The following is a 23,035-nucleotide window of genomic DNA, read 5'->3' on the forward strand; positions in this document are numbered from 1 at the left end:
GGCGCCGCCGTCACCGGGCCAGGGTCCGCGGGCCGTTGTAGGGCTCCACCCGCAGCAGCGGGCGGCCGGAGGGCAGCGCCCCGGCGGGCCACGACAGCGTGACGGTCCGCGACTCACCGGGCAGCAGCCACAGGTAGTTGTCGCCGTACAGGGTCGGCAGGACACGCTCGCCGCTCTTGTCGTCCAGCAGCGACAGCCGGACCATCGCGGCGACCGCCGAACCCCTGTTCCGTACCGTCGCGGTCAGGCCGTGGCGAGGCCCGGAGCGGGTGATCCGCCCGACGGAGGCCGTGACCTTGACCTGCCTCATGCCGTTCAGGGCCCTCATCGCGGCCGGAGTGCGGTAGCGCCAGTAGGTGTTCCGCGACAGCGATCGGCCCGAGCCGTCCTCGAGGGTCAGCCGCAGGAGGTGCAGGTCGGGCAGGTCGCCGGTCCAGCCGGCGGTGAACGCCTGCGCCGTGGCGGCGGGCGCGAGGTCGACCTTCGCGCTCCGTACGGTGCCGAGCTCCTTGCCGGACAGGTCGTACACGTGAGCCTTGACCGTCGCGCCCTTGAGCGTCTGCGTGGTGTGGTTGACCGCGATGACCTGCCACTTCAGGGGATCGGCCTGGACGTGCAGCGGTTCGCAGGCCGTGCGGGCCCCGTAGTAGACGCCGTTGACGTCGAAGTCGTAGTCGTAGGTCTGCCACACCGTGCTGTGCCACGCCGGGTGCGACATCCACAGCATGAGGCCGCTGGCGTCGTTCCAGAGGTTGGCGTTCCACGCCTCGAACATGGCGCGCGTGTTCTCGTAGTTGACGAACTGCGCCTTGCGGGCGAAGTCGTCGAGGTCCGTCGCCGTGTCGAGGCGGGCCTCGATCCCGGCCTTGTAGGCCTGCGGCGCCTGGTTCCCGTGCTCGCTCCAGTCGTGGTAGTACCAGGCCCCGCCGATCGGCCACTCCGGTTGGTCGCCGACCATGTGGCGCAAGCTCTCGGCGGTCGAGACGACGGGCATGCCGATCTCGGTGTGGAAGCCGAAGCTGTGGCTGCCGTAGGACGACGGGTCGTAGTACCTCTCCGGCTCGATCCAGTAGTACGGGCCGCCGCCGGTGACGATGCCTCCCGCCGAGTTGTTCTGGTACAGGATGCCGGGGGCCTGCGACTGGACCGCGTCGCGCATGCCCTTGTTGATCGCGGACGGCGGGTTGCCCTCATTGGCACCGCACCAGACCACGACGCACGGGTGGATGCGATAGCGGAGCACGGTGTCCGTGGCCAGGTCGTTGTACGCCTTGTGGTCCGGCGGGTCCATCCCCCAGGCGTTGGGGAAGTCGTTCCACACCAGGATGCCGTGCTCGTCGCAGGCGGCGAAGAACTCCTCCCGGTCGCTGGAGGCGACCCAGTTGCGGATCATGGTGAAGTTCATGTCGCGGTGCATGCGCACCGCCGCGTCCATCCTGGCCGGGTCCATCCGGCGCAGCAGCTCGTCCCAGCCCCAGTTGCCGCCGCGGGCGAGGACACGGACGCCGTTGACGCTGATCTTCAGCGGTTCCGGGGTGTTGCTGACGGACTTCACGTCGGTCCACGTGTCACCGTCGTCGGACACCTGGATCACGTACGTCTTCGGGTACGCCGTCTCCCAGACGATCGCCACCCGGTCGAATCGCCGCGAGGAGCCCAGGTCCACCTGGATCCACTGGTCGTCCTTGTACTCCGAGGACCACCGCGTGCCCGGGTCGCCGTCGGTGGCGCCTGCCGCCGGGTTCGACGAGTCCTCGCTCGAGGCCTTGACCGGCCGGTGCAGGGCGAGATCCGTACTCGGATCGGAGCTGTCGATCACGGCCAGGGACCACAGCGAGTTGCCCCAGCTCGTCGCGCGGAAGCCGCACTGGATCCGTACGAAGCGGGCGGTCCGGGCGGTGAAGTCCTCGACCCGCAGGCTCGCGGAGCTGCCGTTGAAGGGGAGGGGAGTGGCCGTGTTGTCGACGGACTTCGCGTCGGTCCAGGTCGTGCCGTCGGCGGACACCTGGACGACGTACGTCCGGGCGTACGCCCGCTCCCACACCAGGTCGACCCGGTCGAACGACTGCGTGGATCCGAGGTCGACCTGGATCCACTGGTCGTCCTTGTACTCCGAGGACCAGCGGGTGTCCGGGTTGCCGTCGGTGGCGTTCCCGGGCTGGTGGTCGTCCTCGTCCACACCGGAGGCGGTGGCCTTCGCGTTCAGGGCCAGGTCCGTTCCCGGCCGGGCGCTGTCGAAGACCGAGAGCGTCCACAGCGAGGCCCCCCAGCCGGTGGCGCGCGTCAGGCATCTGATCCGTACGTAGCGGGCGCTCTGCCGGCCGACGTCGACGGACTGGGTGTAGGCGTCGGTGTCGTCGGTGAACGGCAGCGGCACCTTGTACTCGTAGCCGAAGCGGCGGATGCCGAACCGGGTGGTGCGCCGGTCGCTCTCCTTCCCGCCGACCGAAGCGGTCATCGTCAGGTCGTGCAGGTGAGGATCGCCGAGACCGTTGGGCCACCACAGCTTCGGGTCGTGCACCCGCAACCGGCCGTAGGCATCGGGGGCGAAGGTGACGTCGACGCTCTGGCCGGCCGGGACCGTCACGTCCTTCGAGACTTGTACGTCGTCGAAGGACGCGGTGACGGTCGCCGCGTGGTCGGAGGAGTCGGCGTTGCGGACCGGGACGACGATGGTGAGTTCGGCGACGGAGGTGTCGGGCAGCTCCGGCAGCGCGGTATCCACCCACGGGTCGCCGATCACGACGTGGCCGGTGGAGCGCAGGCGCACGTGGTTCCAGATGCCGGCCGCGCGGTCCCGTACGGCCGGCATCCAGTCCCAGCCGGAGGAGGCGAGGTACGTCGGCGAGTTGAGGTTCATCATCTGGGCGCCGGCGTCCACCATGGACGCCCCATCCGGGCCCTTGTCACCGGGGCTGCCGGGGACGGGCATCGGCGTGATCTTCACCGCCAGCGCGTTTCCGCCGCGCTCGGCGAGCAGTGACGTCACGTCGTGGGCGGAGCGGGCGAACGGGTAGGTCAGCCCGCCGACGTGCCGTCCGTTGAGCCAGATGTCGGCCTGGTGGTTGACGCCGTCGAACTCCAGCCAGACGTGGCGTCCCGGCCCGGTGCGCAGGCCGCGCGGCAGCTCGAAGTCGCGTTTGTACCACCACGAGTGGCGCGACAGCGCCTCGGGGACGTGCAGGTTGTTCAGCCCGGCGACCGGGTCGGGCAGGTGTCCCTGCTCGACCAGCGAGGCGAGGACCGTGCCGGGAACGGTCGCCGGCAGCCATCCGCTGGTGTCCACGGAGGTACGGGACAGGTCCGCGCCCTCGCCGCCGGCCCAGTCGTCCATGGTCAGCGTCCAGCCCGACTCCAACGGGACCGTGCCGTCCGCGGCGACCTTCAGGGCCGGAGGCTCATGGTGGTGCGTGCCCCAGTCGGTCCACCCGGTGGCCGAGGGCCGGTGCCCCGGCTCGACGCCGTACACCTCGAAGCCGTTGAGGCCCAGCGGGTTGGCGCTGGAACGCTTGCGCGCCGTCATCCGCACCCACCGCGCGGCGACCGCCGCGGCCAGGTCGATGTTCACCACGCCGCCGGTGCCGTCGGTGGTGTGGTGCACGGTCGTCCACGAACGGTTGTCCCGTGAGGTCTCGACGACGAAGTCGCGCGCGTAGCTCGACAGGATCTCCTTGCCGGTGGTGCCCTCGTTCGGGTTGCCCGTGGAGGGGGGCACGAACACCGGGTCGCCGTCCGCGGCCTCGAACGTCAGGCGGATCGACGTGACCTGGCACTCCGCCTGCAGATCGACCGAGATCCACTGCGGGTCGCCGTCCGCGGCCCGCCATCCGGTGCCCCGCACCCCGGGGGAGGCGAGCCGGTCCACGACGAACGCGCCGGGCGTGGGCGCGTAGGCGGTCGAGGAGACCGCGACCGGACGGTACGCGGCGAGCTCCTCCGACGTACGCCCGGCGGGGGCGCCGGCGCGCTCGGCGGCGGAGCTCGTCCCGGGATTCAGGAGTCCGAGGCCGAAGCCGCCCAGGAGAGTCGATCCGGCGGCGAGGAAGGATCGTCGTGAGGGCGTACGAACATTCGGCTGATCTGCCATGACCGGAATTCCAATCCCCAGCGCGAGCCGACCGGAGGAGCTAAGGCGCACAGCGCAGATGACAACGTTGTCATAGATTCCGCTCCGCGTCGGCTCCTGTCAAGACCTACGCCGACGCCCGTTCTCCCGGAACAGGGACGGCCCCCGCGCCGAGGACGCGCGGGGGCCGGTTGCCCATGTGGGTGGTTCCGGATCAATGGCTGAGGTAGACGAAGCGGTCGCGGGGGTCCGGCACGAGCTGGTCGGGCAGTGAGGGGCCGGCCCCGGGCGCGTAGGCGACCTGGACGGCCTGGCCGATCGCGGTGGTGCACAGAGCGATGATCTGCTGGTTGACGGCGTCCTTGTCGGAGGGGTCGACGACAGGACTGTCCCCGGCGGGGTTGGGCGCGCTCAGGTCGGCGTTGGCCTGGTCGACGAGATTCTTCAGAGTGGGATCGTTCGCCAGGGACCGGGCGACGATGTTGTTGTGCAGATCCATCGCGTGCGTCTCCATGGCGTCGCCGTTCTGCTCGTGCACGTCGCCCCACTGCGCGGCGTAGTCGGTGCCGAACCACGCGGACAGCGACAGCTGCCACAGGCAGTGCCGGGCCGCGTCGACCTTGTCGTTCGGCTTGGCGTTCGCGATCCCGGCGACCTGATTGTCGTTGGCGAACGCGAAGGTCCGTGAGTCCGCCGAGAGACCGCACTTGGCGACGTCCTTCTCGCACATCGCCTGCTCGGCGGGGGTCAGGCCGGTGGCGGCCGAAGCCTGGCCGGGCCGCTGGGGAGGACGGGGCGGGATGGGGAGGGCGGGGTCGGCGTGGGCCGGTACGGACCACAGCGCGCAGATCGCGAGGGTCATGACGGTGAGGATCGTGGCGGCGAGGGTGGCGGTCGTCCGTCGCAGTGCGGCGGTGGTGCGCGGTGTGCGGGTCATCTGGGTGGGTCCTTCCTCGATGTGTCCGGCCCCGGGCCGTGATGGGGCGGGCCGTCGCATCCTGTGTAGAACCCGGTTTGTTGATCGGCTACGGCGACGGGAGGCGCCGATCAAAGCCTGAACAATCAACCAAGCCGGCGAGACGGACTGCTTGCCGACCCCCACGGCGCCGGCCCCCCACGGCGCCGGCCCGTTACGGGCCGGCCCGCTCGCCGCCGTGCCGTCGAGGGCGAGCCGAGGACGCGGCGGCACGCAGTGACATCCTGGTCGTCGATTTCCGGACACGACCCGAGAGGCGCAGCATGATGGCCGACCGCGACGACGCCGTACTCGACGACCCGGTGGGCGAGTCGCTCCGCGGTCACCACGCCCACCTCGCCCGCCGGCGCGGCCGGGCCGCCACCTACCTGCCGGGAGTCGCGACCTTCTCCGCGGTGTCCACCGACCCGGATCCGGGGGAGTGGGCCGACCTCGCCCGGCTGCTCGGCCGAGGTGAGTTCGCCGACCTGTTCAGCTGCCCGGTCCTCCCGCCGCCGGACTGGGAGCCGGTCTTCGTCCTCGACGGCCTCCAGCTGCTCTGGCCCGACGGCGGCAGCCCCGATCGCCCCGCCGAGACCGACACCGGCGTGGTCGAACTCGGCGCGGACGACGTGCCCGAGATGCTCGACCTCGTCGAGCGGACGCGACCGGGGCCGTTCTGGCCGCGCACCCGCGAACTCGGCACCTATCTCGGCATCCGCGACGGCGGCAGGCTGGTGGCGATGGCGGGCGAACGGCTCCGGCCTCCGGGATGGACGGAGATCAGCGCCGTCTGCACCGCCCCCGACGCGCGCGGGCGCGGCCACGCCGCCCGCCTCGTCCGCGCGCTGGTGGCCCGCATCCTGGCGCGGAGCGAACGCCCCTTCCTCCACGTGGCCGAGGCGAACACCGGTGCGATCGCACTGTACGAGCGGCTCGGCTTCGAGGTCCGCGGACACGTGACCTTCCGCGGGTTCCGCACGCCGTGACGGCCTCGGACACGCTGGTCCGCGTGGAGGCCGTAACCGTCGTCGCCGAGGCCCCGGCATGTTCACCGAGGCGCCCACGCTCAGTGCAGAGCCGCCGAACCCGTGCGCAACCAAAGGGCCGCGGTTCGCGTCCAACAAAGGAGTCGGCGATGGGATACGGCGATGGGCGAGCCTCACCCGATGGCGACGGCGTATGTCGGCCGGGCGCGCTCATTGGCGCAGGAAGGCCGGATCGACGCCGCGATAGCGCTTCTGCGGCAAGGCGTCCAAGAACTCCTCGCGTCCGATGAAGACCGGACGTTCGAAGACGTGGTGGTCCACGCCGAGCTGAGCACCCTGTTGGGAGACCTCCAGGGCCACGTGGGAGACGTGGCCGGATGCCGGGCGACATTCGAGCTGCTGCGCGACACGTCACGCGCAGCCGGGGTGGCCCACGGCGAACTTCTGGCCTTGGTCAACCTGGCCCTGCTCGACCGCAGCTCGGCCGACTTCGAGGGCGCCGTCGAGCGCGCCCGGGAATTCGTCCAGATATGGTGCGAATTCGAGCACGCTGATCGAGGGCTACCGAAGATCGAGGAGTTCTTGCCCCCGGAGGACGTGGCCACCGCCCTCGGATCGACCGCGCTCGCCGCCTATCAGGAGAAGCAGTACGAACAGGCCGCCGCGATGGCAGACCTCACTCTCCGCATCGTCCCCGAAGACAAGTCCGCCTTGTTCGCCGGCGCCTATGCGGCCTTCCGGCTGGGACGGTTCGCTGAGACCGTCGACCTGTTCGGCCGCTTCATCGCCGTTCTCCCGGAGCGGGCGACAAGCCACGTCATCAAGGCGGCGGCACTCCTGGAGCTCGGGCAGCGCGAGGATGCGCTCCAAGCGGTGGACGAAGCGATACGCCTGGAGCCGGAGGAGCCGCGACATCTTGTCAGCCGGGCCCGCATGCGTCGCGAGGTCGGTCGGCTCCAGGACGCTCTCAGGGACATGGACGCCTGCGTGGAGCTGGCGCTCTCCGAGAAGGACCGGCTGGCCGAGAGCCCCGCGACGAGCAAGCAGGAGGCCTACCTTGAGGAGGTTCCGACAGACGAGCTGATGACCGTGGTCGTCGTCGATCGGCTGGCTCTGCTCGAGCAGATGGACGGCCCCGAGCGGGCTCTGCAGGCGGCGCGCGATGCCGTCGCCGACGAGCGGCTGTCGCAGTTCGCCGACCTCCAGGCCGTCCTTGGCATGCGCCTGTCCGAAGCAGGCGATCACCGAACGGCTCTGGGCGGGTTCACGAGGGCTGTTGAGGCAGGGCTCGACGAGCGCCTGATCCACCTGCCCCTGGCCGGATGTCTGGTTTCACTCGACCGGGTCGGCCCTGCCGTGGACCTTCTGGAACGAATGCGGGCCGGTGGCCTCGACCTGGAAGGTCTCGACGCGGCGGCTCGGCTCCTGAGGGAGCTCACCGCCCGGCATCCGGGCGATCCGCGGGCACGGCGAGTGCTGGCGCACGTGCTGCTGGATCAGGCCCGCCCGGTCGCCGCCATGGAGGAGTTGGAGCGGGTACTGGCTCAACGGCCCGACGACTGGCATGCGTTGATGCTGCACGGCATGGCCTATGTCACCACTGCTTATGGCGACGAGGAGCAGGTCTGGAACCAGTCGTTCGATGGGGGCCGGATTCAAGACGGTCTCCGCGCTCTCATCGCCGCCGTCGAGGCGGCGCCCCCGGGTAACGATCAGCCGCTGAACGCACTGCGCTGGTTGTTCCAGCAAGCGGTCTGCATCCCGAACCTATCGCAGGCGCTCCTGGCCGTGATCCATTCCGGCTCCGAGCCATTCGTGCGGATGCTGCAGATCATCCCAGGTCTGCAGCCGGTCCTTGGCCCTATCGTGCGGTATCACGTCGAACTCAATCCGCGCCAGATGCTCGAGGAGAGCACTACGGTGCTGGAGGCGGCACGGGCGATGCTCACTCCCCTGAAGTTGCCGATATTCGCGGCCCACGTCGATCTGTTGCTGGCGGACGTTCTCCTGCGCCGCTCAGAGGTGCAACGCGCGATCGACCACCTCTTGGCCGCCGAGTCCGTCTTCCCCTATCTGGCGGACCTGCCGAACTGGAGCAGCAGCGAGCTGACCCGGCGGCGGGCCGAAGAGGTGGAGCGCGATGGCCGCGACTTCATCGGCATCGACATGGACCACATGGAGCTTTCTGTGGTCGTGCAGAGGAGCGTACGTTCGTTCGCCGGCGTTCTACGGGCCGATATCACGGCCCGTATCGGTGATCAGGGGATGGCGCTCGAGCAGCTCCGAAGCGTCGAAGGCATCATTGTGGATTTCCATCGGCGGAGTTCTCAGATCCTCGCGGTGAAACTGCTTCGGGACACCGGGGAGTACGAGCAGGCCCTTGACGTGCTGAAAGGAGTACGGAAACCGGAGGGCACGGTCGAGGCCGTAGAGATCGCCAATCTCGAAGCCACGATCAGGCTGCTCCAGGGAGACCAGGACAGGGCGGAGCAGATCCTGCGAGAAACGCTGCAGATGGAGAAGGTCCCGGTCAGGTACAAAGCGATCAACGCGGCCAACCTGGCGAGCACACTGCAGACTCGTCAAGCGCATGAGGAGGCGTTGCGGGTACTGAGCGATCACCCGCCGGCCCCGGACGGTCAGCTGGCGCAACACGCCGCTTGGCACGGGTTGCGCGGTGTCAGCCTGGCCCACCTCGACCGGCACGCCGAGGCCCTGGACGCGCTGGTGCACGCGATCGACCTCTACGACGGGGTACGCGGCCGGCTTCGGGCGGAAGAGGACCGGATCGGCTGGCAGACGAGGCACCTCCACCTCCTTCGAACGGCGGTGTCGTCGGCGGTGTTGGTCGGCCGGATCGACACCGCGCTGGAGCTGATGGAACGGGGCCGGGCCAGGGCGTTCGTGGACACCCTGTCCGTGGGACACCCCCTGTACGGTGCGCGGGCCGCCGAACTCGCCGCCGCCGTGAAAGCCTCCCGCGAACGCCGAAGACTGCTGCTGTCGCTGGTCACGGGTACCGGTTCTGAGACGGAGACGCTGCGCGAGCTGGCGGCTCTGGGACGCGACCTCGGGGACGAGCGTCCGGTCTCTCCCCAGCGCATCGCGGATGAGATATCCCAGGAGAGCCAGGCACTTCGCGGATTGGAGCAGCGGCTCATGCAGCACACGCTCGGGTCCCGTGAGTCGGTCGCCGGACGGGTGAGCACGGCGGAGGAGGTCCGGCGGCTACTGGAGACGGACCCCGGCGGGCCACGAGTCCTGCTCGTCGAGATGGCGGCGTTGGCGGATGAGACCTATCTCGCTCTCCTGGCGACCGCGGACGGGGGAGTCCGGCTCGAGGTCTTCGAAGCCCCTGACCAGGATCTGCTCGCGGCGGCCCGTGATCTCGTCGGCACGCCCACGACCGGCACCCGCCTCAGCGAGCTGCTGGCACCGCTGAGCAACGCGATCCGCGACGCCTCCGAGCCCGGCGACCTGGTCTGTTTCGTGCCGGCCGGGCCCTTGCACCATCTGCCGTTGCACGCCGTGACCGTGGACGGCGTGCCGCTGATCGAGCGTAACCCGACCTGTTATCTGCCGAGCGCGTCGGTCCTCGCCCAGTGCCGGGCCCGCAACGCGCAGCGTTCTCCATCGAGCACGCCGGCCGCACTGGTGGTGGGCGACTCCCGGAGCGACCTCGTCCATGCCCGCAGCGAGGCACGGGCGGTGGCGGCATTGCTGGGCACCCGGCCGTACCTCGGAGCGTCCGCCACCAAGACCCTTCTCACCGCGACCGGCGGGTCCGACCACGACGTGATCCATCTCGCCTGCCACGCCTATTTCGACCAGGGACACTCGAACCTGTCGGGTGTGGCCTTCGGCGACACCTCCGCGACCTGGCTCACCGCCGAAGAGGTCTACGACCTCCGGCTCAACGCACGCCTCGTCACCCTCAGCGCGTGCGAGAGCGGGCTGGGCGAGCACCGGCCCGGCGAGGAGGTGATGGGACTCGCCCGGGCCTTCATGACGGCCGGCGCGGTATCCCTCGTGGTCAGCCTGTGGGCGGTCGACGACCTGTCCACCGGGCTGCTCATGGAGGAGTTCTACGACCGGCTCCTCAACTCCTCCGAGCAGGCCGCAGCGGCACTACGCGCGGCTCAGCTGTGGATCAGGGACCTCACCATCGGTGAAGCCATCGAACGCGTTGCGGCGCGCATGGACAACGACCCCGGTGAGTCCCGCCTCGCCATCGCCCGGTTGTCCGTACGCGCCGGTGACCTGGCACGCGCCATCGGCTGCTATGAGGACCTCCTGGCCTCCGAGCCGGGCGCCCAGGCCGCCATCGAGCGGCGGCTGCGACTGTTGCGACTCAAAGCGGAAGCCCCGCCCGTCATCGACTACGGACGTCGCCCGTTCGCGGACCCCTATCACTGGGCCGCCTTCATCCTCGTGGGAGATTGGCAGGCGAAATGATCCCTGTACGAATCGCTGTGATCCCCGACAGCGTCTCCTGTACGTCCGCAGCCGATCCGGCGTCCCTCATTCTGCGCCGGCCGGACCTGCGGCCGCTGACGGTTCTCCTGTCCGAGGATCGGCCCCTCAGCGTCGTGACCCGGGCGGAACTGGAGTCCCTCGCCGAACACCCGGGCTCCTTGGCCGACCAGGCCGGGCGTCTCCCTCACCTGCTCACCGTCGAACCGGACGGTGAACTGATGGAGGAGTCCATGCTTCTGGACCTGGCGGAGCTTCTCGGCCTCCTGCCGGGGATTCCCGGGGCACTGGTCGAACGAGACGGCCGGCCGTACGGCGTTCTGACCCGGCGGGAGGCCGCCGCCGCCCTGCCGCTCGAACTGCTCGGCGAGACATCGGAACGCCTGGGCGCCGCGCCCAGTCTGCCGTCACGCCGCTATGTCTGCCGTAAATGCGCACCACCTTCCTATCGGCTGCCGCGCTCAACCGGTGACCGGCCCCCCGACTGCCGGCGCGTGTGGTTCCACGGCGCCATGGAGCTGGACGGCGGCTGAATGTTCGCGAGCATCCTGAAAGAAGTAACCGGGTACTTCGACAAGCGCGCCCTGCTTTCGACCTTTCTGCCGACCCTGGTCACTCTCACGACGGTGATCGTGATCGTTGCGTCGACCGGTCGCGGCATGGGGGGCGCTGTGAAACTCTGGAGCGGCCAGACGGGGGTCGCCCAGGCGGTCCTGATCGCCGGACTTCTCATCGCCGTGGCCTTCTGGTCGTTCGTCCTCACCAACCTGCGACCAGGACTGGATCAGGTCTTCCAGGGACGGTGGAGCAGGACGGGCCCCATCGCCGTCATCGCCCGGGCCTTCGCGGGCCGGCACCGCCAACGGCGGGCGGAGGACATGGACGCCGATGATCGTCTCGAGGAGATCGAGACCATGCTCGGCCAGGCCGCCGAAGCGCTGCCACGGCCACAGGTGACCGGGAGACCGTACACGGGGGACGCCGAGAACGAGCTCCAGGCGATCGAGGACGCCCTCGCCGGAACGGCACTCCTGCCCGTGGAAGAGGCAGCGGCCGCTCTTCCGGAGATCAGCGCGCGCCTGTCCGCTCTCGCAGCACTGCTGGCCGGCACGGAAACCGATACGAGCCTTGGCCGGTTCACGGTGCTGGTCACGACCGCCACGGAACTCGTGGAGCAACGCCTGCGGGAGGTGCGCACGCGCCGTGCGCTCATCCAGCAGCGCCTGTTCCTGCTGTACCCCGACGAACCCGTCGATGTCGTTCCCACGAGGATCGGCAACATCCTGCTGGCCGCAGAGCAGCATCCCCGCATCCGATACGGCCTTGACCCGGTCGTCATCTGGTCCCGGCTCCAGCCCTTGCTGCCCGACGCGTTCGCCGCCGGTCTCAAAGACGCCAAGGCATCGGTGGACCTGATGCTCACCCTCGCCACCTACCTGCTGGTGGCCGGGCTGCCGATGGCGATCTGGACGGCCGTCCACGCGTCACTGAGTGGGCGTCCACTGCTCTGGACGGCATGCGCGGCCGTTCTCATCGGCGCCTGCGGCCTCCTTCGCCTGCGTCATCGCATCATCGCGGCGACCGCGACGACGGCACTCCTCGCCATCGCGTTGGTGTTGATCTGCGAACCGCTCACCGACGCGGCGGGCGTCGAGTCCATCGTCAGGCGTACTGCGATGGCCATCGCGATCGTTGTCGGGATCACTACTCTGTCCGTCGGCGCATACGCCGGCGCCTGCGAAGCCGCACTCACCTATGCCGACCAGCTCAGGTCGGCATTCGACCTTCACCGGCGTCTCGTCATCCAGGCGATGGGGCTTCAAGCGCCGGAGAGCCTGCACGCCGAACGGGAGCTCTGGCACGAGATCGGTCTCTTCCTCTATCGAGGCGACCTGCCGCTGTCACCCGCCTACCGGTACCGTCCTGAAGGCCAGCAGCCGCAGACCTGACATCCCGCAGCGCTGCGTCGTCGTACCGGTGAGCAGCCGAAACCGCACACCGGAGGGAAGGGACGGCGGAGATGCCGACGCAACGCGAGGTGGACGAAGCCGAGATCAGGCAGCGGGTCGAGGAGATCGTCGAGGGGATCCGAGCCAAGGATCTCGAAACTCTGCAGCGACTCTACGCAACGGACGTCGTGTCCTTCGACATCGATCCGCCGCTGCAGCACGTAGGGATCGCGGCGAAGATGAGGAACTGGGCGAACGTCTTCGCCTTCTTCCAGGACGTGACTTATGAGGTTCGCGACCTGGCGATCACCGCGGGCGATGACGTCGCGTTCGGGCACGGTTTCGGCCGGCTCAGCGGCACGCTGAATAACGGGACGGCGACGAGCGGTATGTGGGTCCGGGCCACCTTCTGCTTCCGGAAGATCGACGGCACTTGGTTGATCGCACACGACCAGGTCTCCGTGCCGCTCGATGTGGCGAGCGGCAGGGGAGTGACGGACCTCCAGCCCTGAAGGCCGGGGCTCGGGCGGGGCCGGTCGGCCCCGCCCGGATGCCCGGTCAGTGGATGGGGACCGCGGCGGTGTAGATGTCCTCGTCGTTGGCGATCGAGGCGTTGGTGGCCGAGGCGCGGCACAGCTTCGGCGGGTTGCCGGGGGTACCGGTGCCGGGGCACGGGAACAGGGCGGCGTTACGGGTGTCGGACCAGACCGGGTAGGCGGTCGTGGCGGTGGCGTCGACCATGATGTAGTCGCCGTAGAACTGACCGTTGAACTGGCTCGGCGGCGGCATGCTGGAGGAGGTCACCCGCCTGCTGGAGAAGTGGGTCAGATCCGTGGACGTCGTCACGGTGATGTCGGAGAAGCCGGTGGTCTCGTCCGAGCCGTACTGCCGGTCGTAGTAGGCGGTCACGAGCGTGCCGCGGCGGTTGAAGACGGTGCCCTGCCAGTACTGGTCGCTGCGGGCCTGTGCGGTGTTGTCGCCGATGACGGGCAGTCTCCGTACGTCGGTGGCGGTGCCGGTGAACGAGGCGCCACCGTCGGTGGAGCTGGAGATCACGATCCCGTTGTTGCATCCGCCGCTCTTGACGCCGTCGTACAGGCTGCCCAGTCCTTCCTCGGCGGGGGTGAGTCCGGCGGGCGTGCAGCCGGCCGCCTCGTTGGAATCGCGGTTGATGTAGGAGCCGGTGGTGACGACCACGCGCTTGGGATCCGCCGGGTCGACCGTGACGTTGGGATAGTTGGTGGCGCGGAAGACCGAGTCGGTCCCGGCTCCCTTCTCCGGCACGCAGTCGCGGCCGGGGTCCTTGCCGTCGCCCTGGTAGGTGTCGCAGTCGGGCAGCTCGTAGTAGTCGGTGGCCTTGACGGGGGCGGAGAAGGTCTTGCCCCCGTCGACCGAGCGTGCGAGCAGGACCTGGAAGCGGTTGTCCTTGCCCGGGTTCGCGGTGTTGTAGTTCGCCCACGCGACGTACAGGCTCCCGTCCGGCGCGGTCACCGGCTGGGAGAACTGGTTGTCGTTGCAGCGCCCGTGCGGGGTGGGGATGCCATAGCCCTGCGGGCACAGCGCCGAGTCGGAGCTGACCAGGACGGGGGCGCTGAAGTGCTCGCCGTAGTCGCTGGAGTACGCCTCGTAGATGTAGGCGGTGCCGTCCTCGGGGTAGGTCGTCCAGGTCACGTAGACGCGGTCCCGGTAGGGGCTGCGGACGTGGTCGTCGACGGTCAGCAACTGCTTGTCGAGCAGGAAGTTCCCCGCGCCGGCGGTGTCGTCGTGCTCGGCGACCGGACGGCCCGCGAAGTTGAACGAGGCCCCGCCGGATCCGGTCGAGCGGTAGACGTAGAAGCCGCTGGACTGGTCGGCGTCCGGGGAGACGCCGTTGCCGCGTTTGAACTCCTGGCACGACAGGTACGCGTTCCCGCGCGTGTCCCAGGCCACTGAGGTGTCCCCGCCGGACTGGAAGTATTCACGGGGCTTGTCGCCATAGGCCGTACCACGGACGAACCCGTTCGGGGCCGTCGCGTCCACCCACGTACGTCCGCCGTCGCGGGAGTAGGTGACGCCACAGGTGCCGTCACCGCGGCGATAGTCGTTGTAGGTCGCGATGACCTGCTCGGGATTGTTCGGATTGACCGCGACCCAGGTCTCGTTCTGCGCCTGCCCGCGCCCGGCCAGGTCGGGGTCGGAGATGTTCATGCAGTTCTGGTTGACCTTGACGTTGTCGCCGTGGTTCCCATAGCAGCCGGACGCGGCCGTCGCCTTTGCCGCGGTGACCGCGTTGTTCTTCGGCCTTTGCGGGCCCAGCGCATCGGCCAGGGCTCCGGAGACATGTCGTCGTTGAACCGCGCTGAGTTTCGCGTAGCCGAATGGCTCGGCGTTCGCACCCGGCATGAGCATGGTCAGCCCGCCGATGAGCAGGCCGCCCGCGGCGACCAGGCTCAAGGCACCACGTTTCCGCATCCCTACCTCCGATCAGGCTCCTTCGCCTGAGGGGCGCGAGATTCGCACCCGCGCGGAACGTAGATCCGCCGGCGGCGGACGGACAATCCCGGAGTTCCCCAATGGCCGCCTGTGGTCAAAGAAGGAAAGAGAGCCTCGGTCCGATATCGGCCATTGACACGGAACCCGGTGCGATTCACATTTGGGGCGCTCGGCCTGAGTGACCCCGCCGGCCCCCGCCCCGTGCCGGCCTCAGCGCCGGAGCGTTCAGGAGGTTGCCGTGGCCCGGCATTTCCGCATGCGCGAAGTCGTGACTCTTCCTCTCGCCGCCCCGATCGCGGCAGCGGTCCTACTCCTCGGCGGTGGACCGGCGTCGGCGAACGTCGCGCTCACCCAGGTGAGCACCGACCCGTACACCAACACCACGAGCCAGCACCGGACCGAGGTCGAGCCGGACACGTTCTCCTCGGGCAGCACCATCGTCTCCGCGTTTCAGGTCGGCAGGTTCTACGACGGAGGAGCCTCCGGCGCCGGATTCGCCACCTCCACCGACGGCGGCTCCACGTGGACCCACGGATTCCTGCCCGGCCTCACCAAGTTCCAGGGCAACGGCCCGTACGACCGGACGAGTGATGAGTCCGTCGCCTACGACGCCAGGCACAACACCTGGATGATCTCCTCGCTCGCGCTCACCGACAGCGGCGGCGTCACCGGCGCGGCCGTCGTGACGAGCCGGTCCACCGACGGCGGTTCGACCTGGACCAACCCGGTAACCACGGCCACCGGCGGAAGCCTGGACAAGAACTGGATCGCCTGCGACAACACCGCCTCCAGCCCGTACTACGGCACCTGCTACACCGAGTTCGACGACAACGGCGCCGGTAACGCCGTCAAGATGGCGACCTCCGGCAACGGCGGCGCGTCCTGGACCGTCCACTCCACCAACGCCACCGGCCTCGGCGGTCAGCCCGTCGTACGCCCCAACGGCACCGTTCTGGTGCCGTATCTGAGCAACAGCGGTCAGATCCGCTCGTTCCGCTCCACCAACGGCGGCTCGAGCTGGAGCTCCAGCGTGCTGATCGCAACGGCTCAGGACCATGCGGTCGCCGGGAACCTGCGCTCGGAGACGCTGCCCTCGGCCGAGATCGACGCCGCCGGAACCGCGTACGTGGTCTGGCAGGACTGCCGGTTCCAGTCCGGCTGCCCCGCCAACGACATCGTGATGAGCAAGTCCACCAGCGAGACCACCTGGGGAGCCGTCACCCGGGTCACCAGCGACGGCGGCGACCACTTCATCCCCGGCATCGGCGTCGACCGCGCGACCTCCGGCTCGACCGCCCGGCTCGGCCTCACCTACTACCGCTACCCGACCGCGAACTGCACCGCCGCCACCTGTCAGCTCACCGTCGGATACACCTCCTCCACCAACGGCGGCTCGACCTGGAGCACTCCCACCCAGGTCGCCGGGCCGATGACGCTGTCGTGGATCGCCGACACCAGCCAGGGCCGCATGGTCGGTGACTACATCTCCACCTTCGTCACCGGCGGACGAGCCTGGCCGGCCGTCGAGGTCGCGAACGCGCCCTCCGGCAGCACCTTCGACGAGGCCACGTACGTACCCACCGGCGGCCTGCCCATCACCGGCGGCCCCGTCCGCGCCGTGACCGGCCCCGTCTACTCCACCGGCGTCCACTCCAGCGCCGCCGTCACCCCGCCGACCGCCAGGTAACGGCTCCGATACGGATCTGCGTCGGGAAGAGGAGCATCGGGCCGTCAGCGGGCGATCGAGATCGCGAAGGGCGCGAATCCGCTGGAGCGGATGACGTGCGGTACGAACAGGATCGCGGCCTCGGTCGCCCGCGCGGTCGCGATCCCACCGAGATCGGTGATCCACTCCGGGCGCCAGCCGAGGTCCGCGAGGATTCCCCGGACGACCTGCTTGGCGTCCGGGTCCTCGCCGGAGAGGAAGGCGGTGGGCGGCCGGCCGAGTGCGGCGGGCACGGTCATGACCGGGTAGAGCATCGTGTTGAGCGTCTTGACGACGCGCGTGTCGGGGAGCGCCTGCTGGAGTTGCTCGGCGAGGCTCGAGCCGGGGTAGAGCAGGTCGGCGGGCAGCCCGTCCGGTCCGTCGGCGGTGGCGTTGGAGACGTCCATGAGGATCGTGTCCCGCAGGTCCTCGCGCAGGGCGACGAGCCGCTCCAGCGAGCCGGCGCCCGGCGTGGCGTTGATGACGATCCGCGCCGTCCGGGCCGCGTCGGCGGCAGAGCCCGGCGTGCGGTCCGCCACTTTCACCTCATGCCCGGCCCGGGTGAGGCCGCTGGCCAGGGTGCCGCCGACGCGGCCGTTTCCGAGAACGGCGATCGTGGTCATGGTGATCCGGTCCTTCCGGTGTTCGTGGTTTTCGTGGGCGGTCAGCGGGAGAGCGTGGCGACGGCTTCGGCGTGCACACCGGGCGCGGCGGCCAGGAGGCTCCCGCTCTCCGGCGTCCAGGGACGGCCCTCGGCGTTGGAGATCCGTCCGCCGGCCTCGGTGACGAGCAGCGCGCCGGGGAGCAGGTCCGCGCGGGCCCCGGCGAACTGCCAGAAGGCGTCGATCCGGCCGGCGGCCACGTTCAGCAGGTGGAGGGTCGCGGGTACGGACGTCCGCACCACGAGCGCGTCGAGGAGCATCGCGGTGATCGAGGCGCCGACGCGCCGTACGGTCGCCTCGTCCTCGTCCGGCCTGGCCTGGCTCGTGGCCACGATGCTCAGGCCGAGGCTCGTGGTCCCGGACACGCGCAGCGGCAGGCCGTCGAGGTGAGCGCCGGCGCCCGCGAGCGCGGTGTAGGTCTGGCCGGTCAGCGGCAGGTGGACCGCGGTGAGCACCGGCTGGTTGTCGCGCACGAGGGTGGCGGTCACCGCCCACTCCGGCAGGCCGTGCAGGTGGTTGACGTTGCCCTCGGCCGGATCCACGACCCACCATTCGCCGGGAGGCAGGGCGCCGCCCTCGAGCTCCTCCTCCACCCAGCGGGCGTCCGGGCGCAGGTGCGAGAGCCGGGGGCGAAGAACGTCGAGGGCCGCGTCGTCGTTGGCGGCGAGCGCACTCATCAGCTCGTCGCGGGTCCGGTGGCGGACCACGTCGCCGAAGCGCTCCCGCAGCACCGAGCCCGCCGCGCGCACGGCGGCCGCGGTCTGCGCGAGCAGGTCGGCGTCGAACGCGGGGCCGGCGGCCGCGGCGATGGCGGTGTCCTGGATCGCTTCGGGCATGGCGGTACTCCCGTCAGAGCAGGGGTGAGGAGGTGGATCGGGCGAAACCGTGCTCATCGCGCCCGCGTTCTCGACGGTATGCCCGCCCGTTCATTAACTACAAGTGCATGTAAAGCACGCCTAGGATGACTCTCATGCAACTGGATCTGAACCTGCTCGCCGCGCTCGACGCGCTCCTCGAGGAGGGCAGCGTGGCGGGAGCGGCCGAGCGCCTGCACGTCACCGCCCCCGCGATGAGCCGAAGCCTCGGCCGGATCCGGCGCACGACCGGGGATCAGATCCTGGTGCGCACCGGGCGCACGATGACCCCGACGCCGTACGCGATCGCCGTCCGGGAACAGGTGCACGAACTGCTGCAGCAGGTTCAGGGCGTGCTGGCGCCGAGCCGCGACCTCGACCTGACCACGCTGGAGCGCACCTTCACACTCCGCTGGCACGATTCACTCGTCGCTCGCGGCGGCCCCGCCCTTCTCGCGGCCGTACGCGAGCAGGCGCCGGGCGTGCGATTGCGTTTCATCGCGGAATCGAGCACCGACACTCCCGAACTGCGTCGCGGCGAGGTCGACCTCGAGGCCAACGCGAACCCCCGTACCGAGTCCGACATCCGCGCCGAGCGGGTGGCCGAGAGCCCCCACGTCATCGTCGTACGGCGGGGGCACCCGCTCACCCGTGCCGAGGCCGTCACCGCCGAGCAGTACGCCGCGGCCGAGCACATCACCATCTCGCGGCGCGGAACGCTCGGCAACGCCTTCGACGACGCTCTCGCCCGGCTCGGCCTCACCCGGCGTGTGGTGGCGACCGCGCCCACCCAGGCGGCCGCGTTCGAGTTCGTGCGCGGGTCCGACCTGCTCGCCACGGCCCCCGAATCCACCGCGCGCTCAGCGGCCGCGGACCTCGGCATGGCCCTGCTCCCCCTGCCCCTCGAACTGCCGCCGGCCCCGGTGTACCTGTCGTGGCATCAGCGCTACGACACCGACCGCGCCCACGTCTGGCTACGCGACCTGGCACGAACCGCGTTGGCCGGATCGACGATGGAACCGAGGCGGGCACCACGCTGACGTACGCCTGCTCAGGCTCGGCAGGCGGTGCCGACGCGGGACAGGGTGCCGCCGGGCCGGAGCCCGCTGGACGATCAGTGCTGCGGGACGGGTGACGCCGACGACTGGAGTGCCGCCGCCAGGCCGTTCAGGCGAAGCGCCGTTCCGCCGCGCAGGTGCGGGAGGTCGGCGGAGCCGTCGCCGGTTCGAACGAGGAAGGCGACCTGTTCGGTCCAGGTCAGTTGGGTGGATCCGGCCTCGTCGGCCAGCAGGACCGTTACGAGTGAGGTCCAGCGCAGTACGCCGTCGACGGTGGATTCATAGACGAAGACGATGCGACGGTCCGGCACGATGTCGAGATAGCGCGACCGGTAGTCGAGGTGCTCCGGGGGCGCGTCCGGGACGGTGAAGGTGCTCTGGGCGGTCTCGCCACCGCCGACGCCGAACTCGTGATGGTATGCGGCGCCCGACCCGGGAAGTCTGAACCAGCGGCGCCGGACCGCGGTGTCGGCGAAGGCGGCGAAGACCACGGGCCGGGGCGCGTCCAGACGCCGGGAGATCGTGAAGGTGTCGTGGCGGACGTCGAGTCCATCGGCCGGCCGTCCTGGTGCGGTGTCCTGGTCGTTCATGCACGCTCCGTTTCGAAGACCGCCGCGGCGGGACTCGATGATCACCATCGGTGGGGAACGCGGGTCGGCGGATGGTGATTCCTTCGCCGGTGCCGGGGGTGGTGAGAAGAGGCGCACCTGAGGTCAACCGCGGCGGACTATTGTTGTCCAACAAATGTTGGCAAGAGACTGTCATCGCAAAGACAGATAAGCGAAGAGGAAGCCGTGGAGCTTCGCCACCTCGAGCACTTCCTCGCGGTCGCCGAAGAGCTCAGCTTCACCCGGGCGGCGAGCCGCGTCCACATCGTGCAGTCGGCGCTGTCGGCCTCGGTACGCACGCTCGAACGCGAACTGGGGGCTCGGCTGATCGACCGATCCACCCATCACGTCGAGCTGACTGATGCCGGCAGGGCTCTGGTCGTCGAAGCCCGGCGTACCCTCCTGGCGGCCGAGGCCGCCCGCGACGCCGTCGCCGCGACCGTCGGCGGCATCCGCGGCACGCTCCGCCTGGGCATCATGCACTCGCTCGCCGTGGTCGATCTGGCCGGGCTGCTGACTCGCTACCACCAAGACAGACCCGGGGTACGGATCGAGCCGCAGGCCGCCAACAGCGGTGGATCGGTGGAACTGGCCGATGCGGTCCGCGGTGGTCGGCTGGATCTCGCCTTCGCGGCGATGCCCGGCGGCTATCCGGCCGGGCTCGAGGTGAGGCCGCTGGTGACCGAGCCCTTGAGTCTGGCCTGCCCTCCCGGCCACCGGTTGGCGTCGCGGCGGCGGGTCCGCCTCGCCGAGTTGGCCGGTGAACGGTTCGTCGACTTTCCCCCCGGCTGGGGGACCCGGCGCAGCGTCGATCAACTGTTCGCCGAACACGGCCTCGACCGAGAGGTCGGGGTCGAGATCGCCGACATCGTGGTGGTCAGCGAACTGGTCCGGGCGGGGTTCGGCCTGGCGTTTCTGAGCCGGTCCCTGCTGGGCACGGCCCGAGACGTACGGCTGATCCCGGTGGTCCCGTCCCCGCGGTTCGTGGTGTCGCTGATCAGACCGGCCGATCGTCCGCTGTCCGCCGCAGCCCGCGCATTCTGGGAGCTGACCGCGAACTGGTATCCGGGCACCTGACCGGTCAGCCGGGGAATGGTCATCTGTTCTCGCGATAACTGTGGGCTCTTGTATGCGTTGGACGGCATGACCGCACTGGAGCCATGCTTCAGATGTGCCGCCCAGACCGGGGCGACACGACATCGAGGAGGACTCCCGTGACCATCGCACCGACCCTGCTTCAGCCCGACAACCACGCCGCCATCCTCATCGACCACCAGTACCTGCAGTTCACGACCATGCGTTCGTCCAACCCCGACGAGGTGTTGCACGCCGTGCAGCTGCTGGCCAAGGCCACCAAGCTGTTCAACGTGCCGACGCTGCTGACCACCGGACTGGCCAGCAAGCAGCGGCTGCTCACCGAGGTTCAGGACGTCTACCCCGACCAGGAGCCGATCGATCGCACCATCCTCGACGCGTTCGAGGACGAGCGTGTCGTGCAGTGGGCCGCGGCGACCGGGAAGAAGAAGCTGGTCCTGGCCGGCATGTGGACCGAGAGCTGCCTGGCGATGTCCGCGCTGTCGGCCATCGCGACGGGCTACGAGGTCTACCTCATCACCGACGCCTCCGGCGGCGGATCGCCGGAGTCGCACGAGATGGCGGTGCGCAGGCTGATCCAGGCCGGTGCGATTCCGCTGACCGCCGGAACCTACGTCAAGGAACTCCAGCGTGACTGGGCCCGCGACACCGCCGATGCCGTCCGTAAGATCTCCGGAGAGCACAGCGGAACGTACGGCAAGGCCGTCAAGTGGCTCGGCCAGCTCACCGCCACGCGGGCCTGAGCCGACGCGCAGCGAATCCCCGTAGGGACTGTCCGGATCTTTGTGGGCGGGCCGGTGATCGCTTCTCCTAGTGGAGGGGGATGCGGTCGCCGTAGTAGAGCGACAGCGCGTTCAGCGCTGCCTTCCATCCCGGAGTCTTGCCGGTTACGTTGGCCCGGTTCTTGTGCGGGCTGGGGCGGCATCGATGGTCGGGGCGGTGCAGACCTCGCGCAGGTGCTTGGTGATCTGGCTCCAGTGGCCCTTGGCGGCATAGTGCAGCGAGGCCCGCACCAGATGGACTTGTAAGGAAACAACACGGTGCTTCTCGGTTTCCGGTTCGATGGGGCGGTATGGCCATCCCGGGCGAGGTCCGCGATCAGCTCGCGGCGCGGTTCGCGGTGTTGTTACCGCATCTGAACGAGCGTCAACGTCGTCTGGCGTTGGCGACCGAGGCCCGGCTGTTGGGGCATGGGGGCGTTCGGCTGGTCGCGCGGGTGGCCGGGGTCAGCGAGACCACCGTCCGCAAGGGCGTGTTCGAACTCGAAGCCGGGGCTGATCCGCTGCCCGATGGGCGGGTTCGGCGGACGGGCGGGGGCCGGTTGCGGGCCGAGGCTATCGATCCGCTTCTGCTGCCGGCGCTGATGGCGCTGGTCGAACCGGAGGAGCGCGGAGATCCTGAATCGCCGCTGCGGTGGACGACGAAGTCGCTGCGGCATCTGGCCGCCGAACTCACGCGCCAGGGGCATCGGGTGGCCGCGCCGACGGTGGGCCGGTTGCTGAAGGAGAGCGGGTTCAGCCTGCAGGGCACCGCCAAGGTTCTGGAAGGCGATCAGCATCCCGATCGAGACGCCCAGTTCCGCTATATAAACGCACAGGTCAAAGACCATCAGGCAGCAGGCGAGCCGGTGATCAGCGTGGACGCGAAGAAGAAGGAGCAACTCGGGCTGCTGCCCATGAACGGGCGGGAATGGCAGCCACGCGGCCAGCCGGTGCAGGTCGAGGACCACAGCTTCTGGGCCGGCCCGAACGTCGAGACCGTGGTCCCCTACGGGATCTACGACATGGCCTCCAACACCGGCTGGGTGAATGTCGGGGTCGACCACGACACCGCGGCGTTCGCGGTCGCCTCGATCCGCCGCTGGTGGCAGGCGCGCGGACGCTTGGACTACCCGGACGCTTCCCGTCTGTTGATCACCGCGGACGCGGGTGGGTCGAACAGCTACCGCTACCGGCTCTGGAAGGCCGAGTTGGCCGCATTCGCCGCCGAGAGCGGATTGACGGTCACGGTCTGCCATTTCCCGCCGGGCACCTCGAAATGGAACAAGATCGAGCACCGGCTGTTCTCCCACATCACCATGAACTGGCGCGGACGGCCGTTGACCAGCCATCAGGTCGTCCTCAACACGATCGCAGCGACCACCACCTCG

General features: G+C 69.5%; 16 protein-coding genes. 10 read left to right on the forward strand and 6 right to left on the reverse strand.

What is annotated here, in order from left to right; all coding sequences use genetic code 11:
* Window positions 1–10: 10 nt before the first annotated feature.
* Complete coding sequence (locus NE234_RS13375; protein WP_252779281.1) at window positions 11–4,087, reverse strand: discoidin domain-containing protein; 4,077 nt, start codon at window positions 4,085–4,087, stop codon at window positions 11–13.
* A 193-nt stretch (window positions 4,088–4,280) separates the two neighbouring features.
* Window positions 4,281–5,003, reverse strand: a complete 723-nt coding sequence (locus NE234_RS13380; protein WP_252779282.1) for a DUF6973 domain-containing protein — start codon at window positions 5,001–5,003, stop codon at window positions 4,281–4,283.
* Between the two features lie 305 nt (window positions 5,004–5,308).
* Between NE234_RS13380 and NE234_RS13385 the strand changes: the two genes are divergently transcribed.
* The 5 genes from NE234_RS13385 to NE234_RS13405 all read left to right on the forward strand — a co-directional run bounded on the left by NE234_RS13385 (window position 5,309) and on the right by NE234_RS13405 (window position 12,944).
* On the forward strand, window positions 5,309–6,010 hold the full coding sequence (locus tag NE234_RS13385; RefSeq protein ID WP_252779283.1) for a GNAT family N-acetyltransferase: 702 nt from the start codon (window positions 5,309–5,311) through the stop codon (window positions 6,008–6,010).
* Window positions 6,011–6,223: 213 nt separating this feature from the next.
* Window positions 6,224–10,465 carry a CHAT domain-containing protein gene (locus NE234_RS13390; protein ID WP_252779284.1) on the forward strand — a complete coding sequence of 1,414 codons (4,242 nt, stop codon included), beginning with the start codon at window positions 6,224–6,226 and terminating at the stop codon, window positions 10,463–10,465.
* A complete protein-coding gene (locus NE234_RS13395; protein WP_252779285.1) occupies window positions 10,462–11,016 on the forward strand; it encodes a hypothetical protein in 555 nt (184 codons plus the stop codon). Before NE234_RS13390 ends, NE234_RS13395 begins: the two co-directional genes overlap by 4 nt.
* Before the next feature lie 138 nt (window positions 11,017–11,154).
* Window positions 11,155–12,432 (forward strand): hypothetical protein, encoded by a 1,278-nt coding sequence (locus NE234_RS13400; RefSeq protein ID WP_252779286.1) that lies wholly within the window; start codon window positions 11,155–11,157, stop codon window positions 12,430–12,432.
* Window positions 12,433–12,503: 71 nt separating this feature from the next.
* Window positions 12,504–12,944 carry a YybH family protein gene (locus tag NE234_RS13405; RefSeq protein WP_252779287.1) on the forward strand — a complete coding sequence of 147 codons (441 nt, stop codon included), beginning with the start codon at window positions 12,504–12,506 and terminating at the stop codon, window positions 12,942–12,944.
* A 46-nt stretch (window positions 12,945–12,990) separates the two neighbouring features.
* Here NE234_RS13405 and NE234_RS13410 read toward each other — a convergent pair whose 3' ends face one another.
* Window positions 12,991–14,883 (reverse strand): exo-alpha-sialidase, encoded by a 1,893-nt coding sequence (locus NE234_RS13410; RefSeq protein ID WP_252779288.1) that lies wholly within the window; start codon window positions 14,881–14,883, stop codon window positions 12,991–12,993.
* Window positions 14,884–15,160: 277 nt separating this feature from the next.
* On the opposite strand from NE234_RS13410, the gene NE234_RS13415 reads away from it, so the two are divergent.
* Window positions 15,161–16,591 (forward strand): sialidase family protein, encoded by a 1,431-nt coding sequence (locus tag NE234_RS13415; RefSeq protein WP_252779289.1) that lies wholly within the window; start codon window positions 15,161–15,163, stop codon window positions 16,589–16,591.
* Between the two features lie 44 nt (window positions 16,592–16,635).
* On the opposite strand, the gene NE234_RS13420 is transcribed toward NE234_RS13415, so the two are convergent.
* Together NE234_RS13420 and NE234_RS13425 are read right to left on the reverse strand one after the other, a co-directional pair.
* Window positions 16,636–17,232: an NADPH-dependent F420 reductase gene (locus NE234_RS13420; RefSeq protein WP_252779290.1), complete on the reverse strand. Its 597-nt coding sequence runs from the start codon at window positions 17,230–17,232 to the stop codon at window positions 16,636–16,638.
* 41 nt (window positions 17,233–17,273) lie between these two features.
* Entirely contained in the window at window positions 17,274–18,107 is an 834-nt protein-coding gene (locus NE234_RS13425; RefSeq protein WP_252779291.1) for an inositol monophosphatase family protein, read from the reverse strand.
* 134 nt (window positions 18,108–18,241) lie between these two features.
* On the opposite strand from NE234_RS13425, the gene NE234_RS13430 reads away from it, so the two are divergent.
* Complete coding sequence (locus NE234_RS13430) at window positions 18,242–19,165, forward strand: LysR family transcriptional regulator (protein WP_252779292.1); 924 nt, start codon at window positions 18,242–18,244, stop codon at window positions 19,163–19,165.
* A gap of 74 nt (window positions 19,166–19,239) precedes the next feature.
* Here the strand turns inward: NE234_RS13430 and NE234_RS13435 are convergent, their stop codons facing one another.
* The gene (locus NE234_RS13435) at window positions 19,240–19,773 is read right to left on the reverse strand and encodes an SRPBCC domain-containing protein (RefSeq protein ID WP_252779293.1); all 534 of its coding nucleotides are present in this window, start codon (window positions 19,771–19,773) and stop codon (window positions 19,240–19,242) included.
* Between the two features lie 204 nt (window positions 19,774–19,977).
* Here NE234_RS13435 and NE234_RS13440 point away from each other — a divergent pair, with 204 nt between their 5' ends.
* The 3 genes from NE234_RS13440 to NE234_RS13450 all read left to right on the forward strand — a co-directional run.
* Window positions 19,978–20,868: a LysR family transcriptional regulator gene (locus tag NE234_RS13440; protein WP_252779294.1), complete on the forward strand. Its 891-nt coding sequence runs from the start codon at window positions 19,978–19,980 to the stop codon at window positions 20,866–20,868.
* 137 nt (window positions 20,869–21,005) lie between these two features.
* Window positions 21,006–21,629 carry an isochorismatase family protein gene (locus tag NE234_RS13445; RefSeq protein ID WP_252779295.1) on the forward strand — a complete coding sequence of 208 codons (624 nt, stop codon included), beginning with the start codon at window positions 21,006–21,008 and terminating at the stop codon, window positions 21,627–21,629.
* Window positions 21,630–21,958: 329 nt separating this feature from the next.
* On the forward strand, window positions 21,959–23,035 hold a 1,077-nt coding region (locus NE234_RS13450), incomplete at its 3' end, for an ISAzo13 family transposase (protein WP_252779296.1).

This window comes from Actinoallomurus rhizosphaericola, assembly GCF_024055675.1.
GTDB classification, from domain to species: Bacteria; Actinomycetota; Actinomycetes; order Streptosporangiales; family Streptosporangiaceae; genus Actinoallomurus; species Actinoallomurus soli.

What these genes read in the sequence shown, in the direction of transcription:
- NE234_RS13375 (WP_252779281.1), bottom strand. Translation starts at nt 4,087, where the DNA reads ATGGCAGATCAGCCGAATGTTCGTACGCCCTCACGACGATCCTTCCTC.
- NE234_RS13380 (WP_252779282.1), bottom strand. Translation starts at nt 5,003, where the DNA reads ATGACCCGCACACCGCGCACCACCGCCGCACTGCGACGGACGACCGCC.
- NE234_RS13385 (WP_252779283.1), top strand. Translation starts at nt 5,309, where the DNA reads ATGGCCGACCGCGACGACGCCGTACTCGACGACCCGGTGGGCGAGTCG.
- NE234_RS13395 (WP_252779285.1), top strand. Translation starts at nt 10,462, where the DNA reads ATGATCCCTGTACGAATCGCTGTGATCCCCGACAGCGTCTCCTGTACG.
- NE234_RS13405 (WP_252779287.1), top strand. Translation starts at nt 12,504, where the DNA reads ATGCCGACGCAACGCGAGGTGGACGAAGCCGAGATCAGGCAGCGGGTC.
- NE234_RS13410 (WP_252779288.1), bottom strand. Translation starts at nt 14,883, where the DNA reads ATGCGGAAACGTGGTGCCTTGAGCCTGGTCGCCGCGGGCGGCCTGCTC.
- NE234_RS13415 (WP_252779289.1), top strand. Translation starts at nt 15,161, where the DNA reads ATGCGCGAAGTCGTGACTCTTCCTCTCGCCGCCCCGATCGCGGCAGCG.
- NE234_RS13420 (WP_252779290.1), bottom strand. Translation starts at nt 17,232, where the DNA reads ATGACCACGATCGCCGTTCTCGGAAACGGCCGCGTCGGCGGCACCCTG.
- NE234_RS13425 (WP_252779291.1), bottom strand. Translation starts at nt 18,107, where the DNA reads ATGCCCGAAGCGATCCAGGACACCGCCATCGCCGCGGCCGCCGGCCCC.
- NE234_RS13430 (WP_252779292.1), top strand. Translation starts at nt 18,242, where the DNA reads ATGCAACTGGATCTGAACCTGCTCGCCGCGCTCGACGCGCTCCTCGAG.
- NE234_RS13435 (WP_252779293.1), bottom strand. Translation starts at nt 19,773, where the DNA reads ATGAACGACCAGGACACCGCACCAGGACGGCCGGCCGATGGACTCGAC.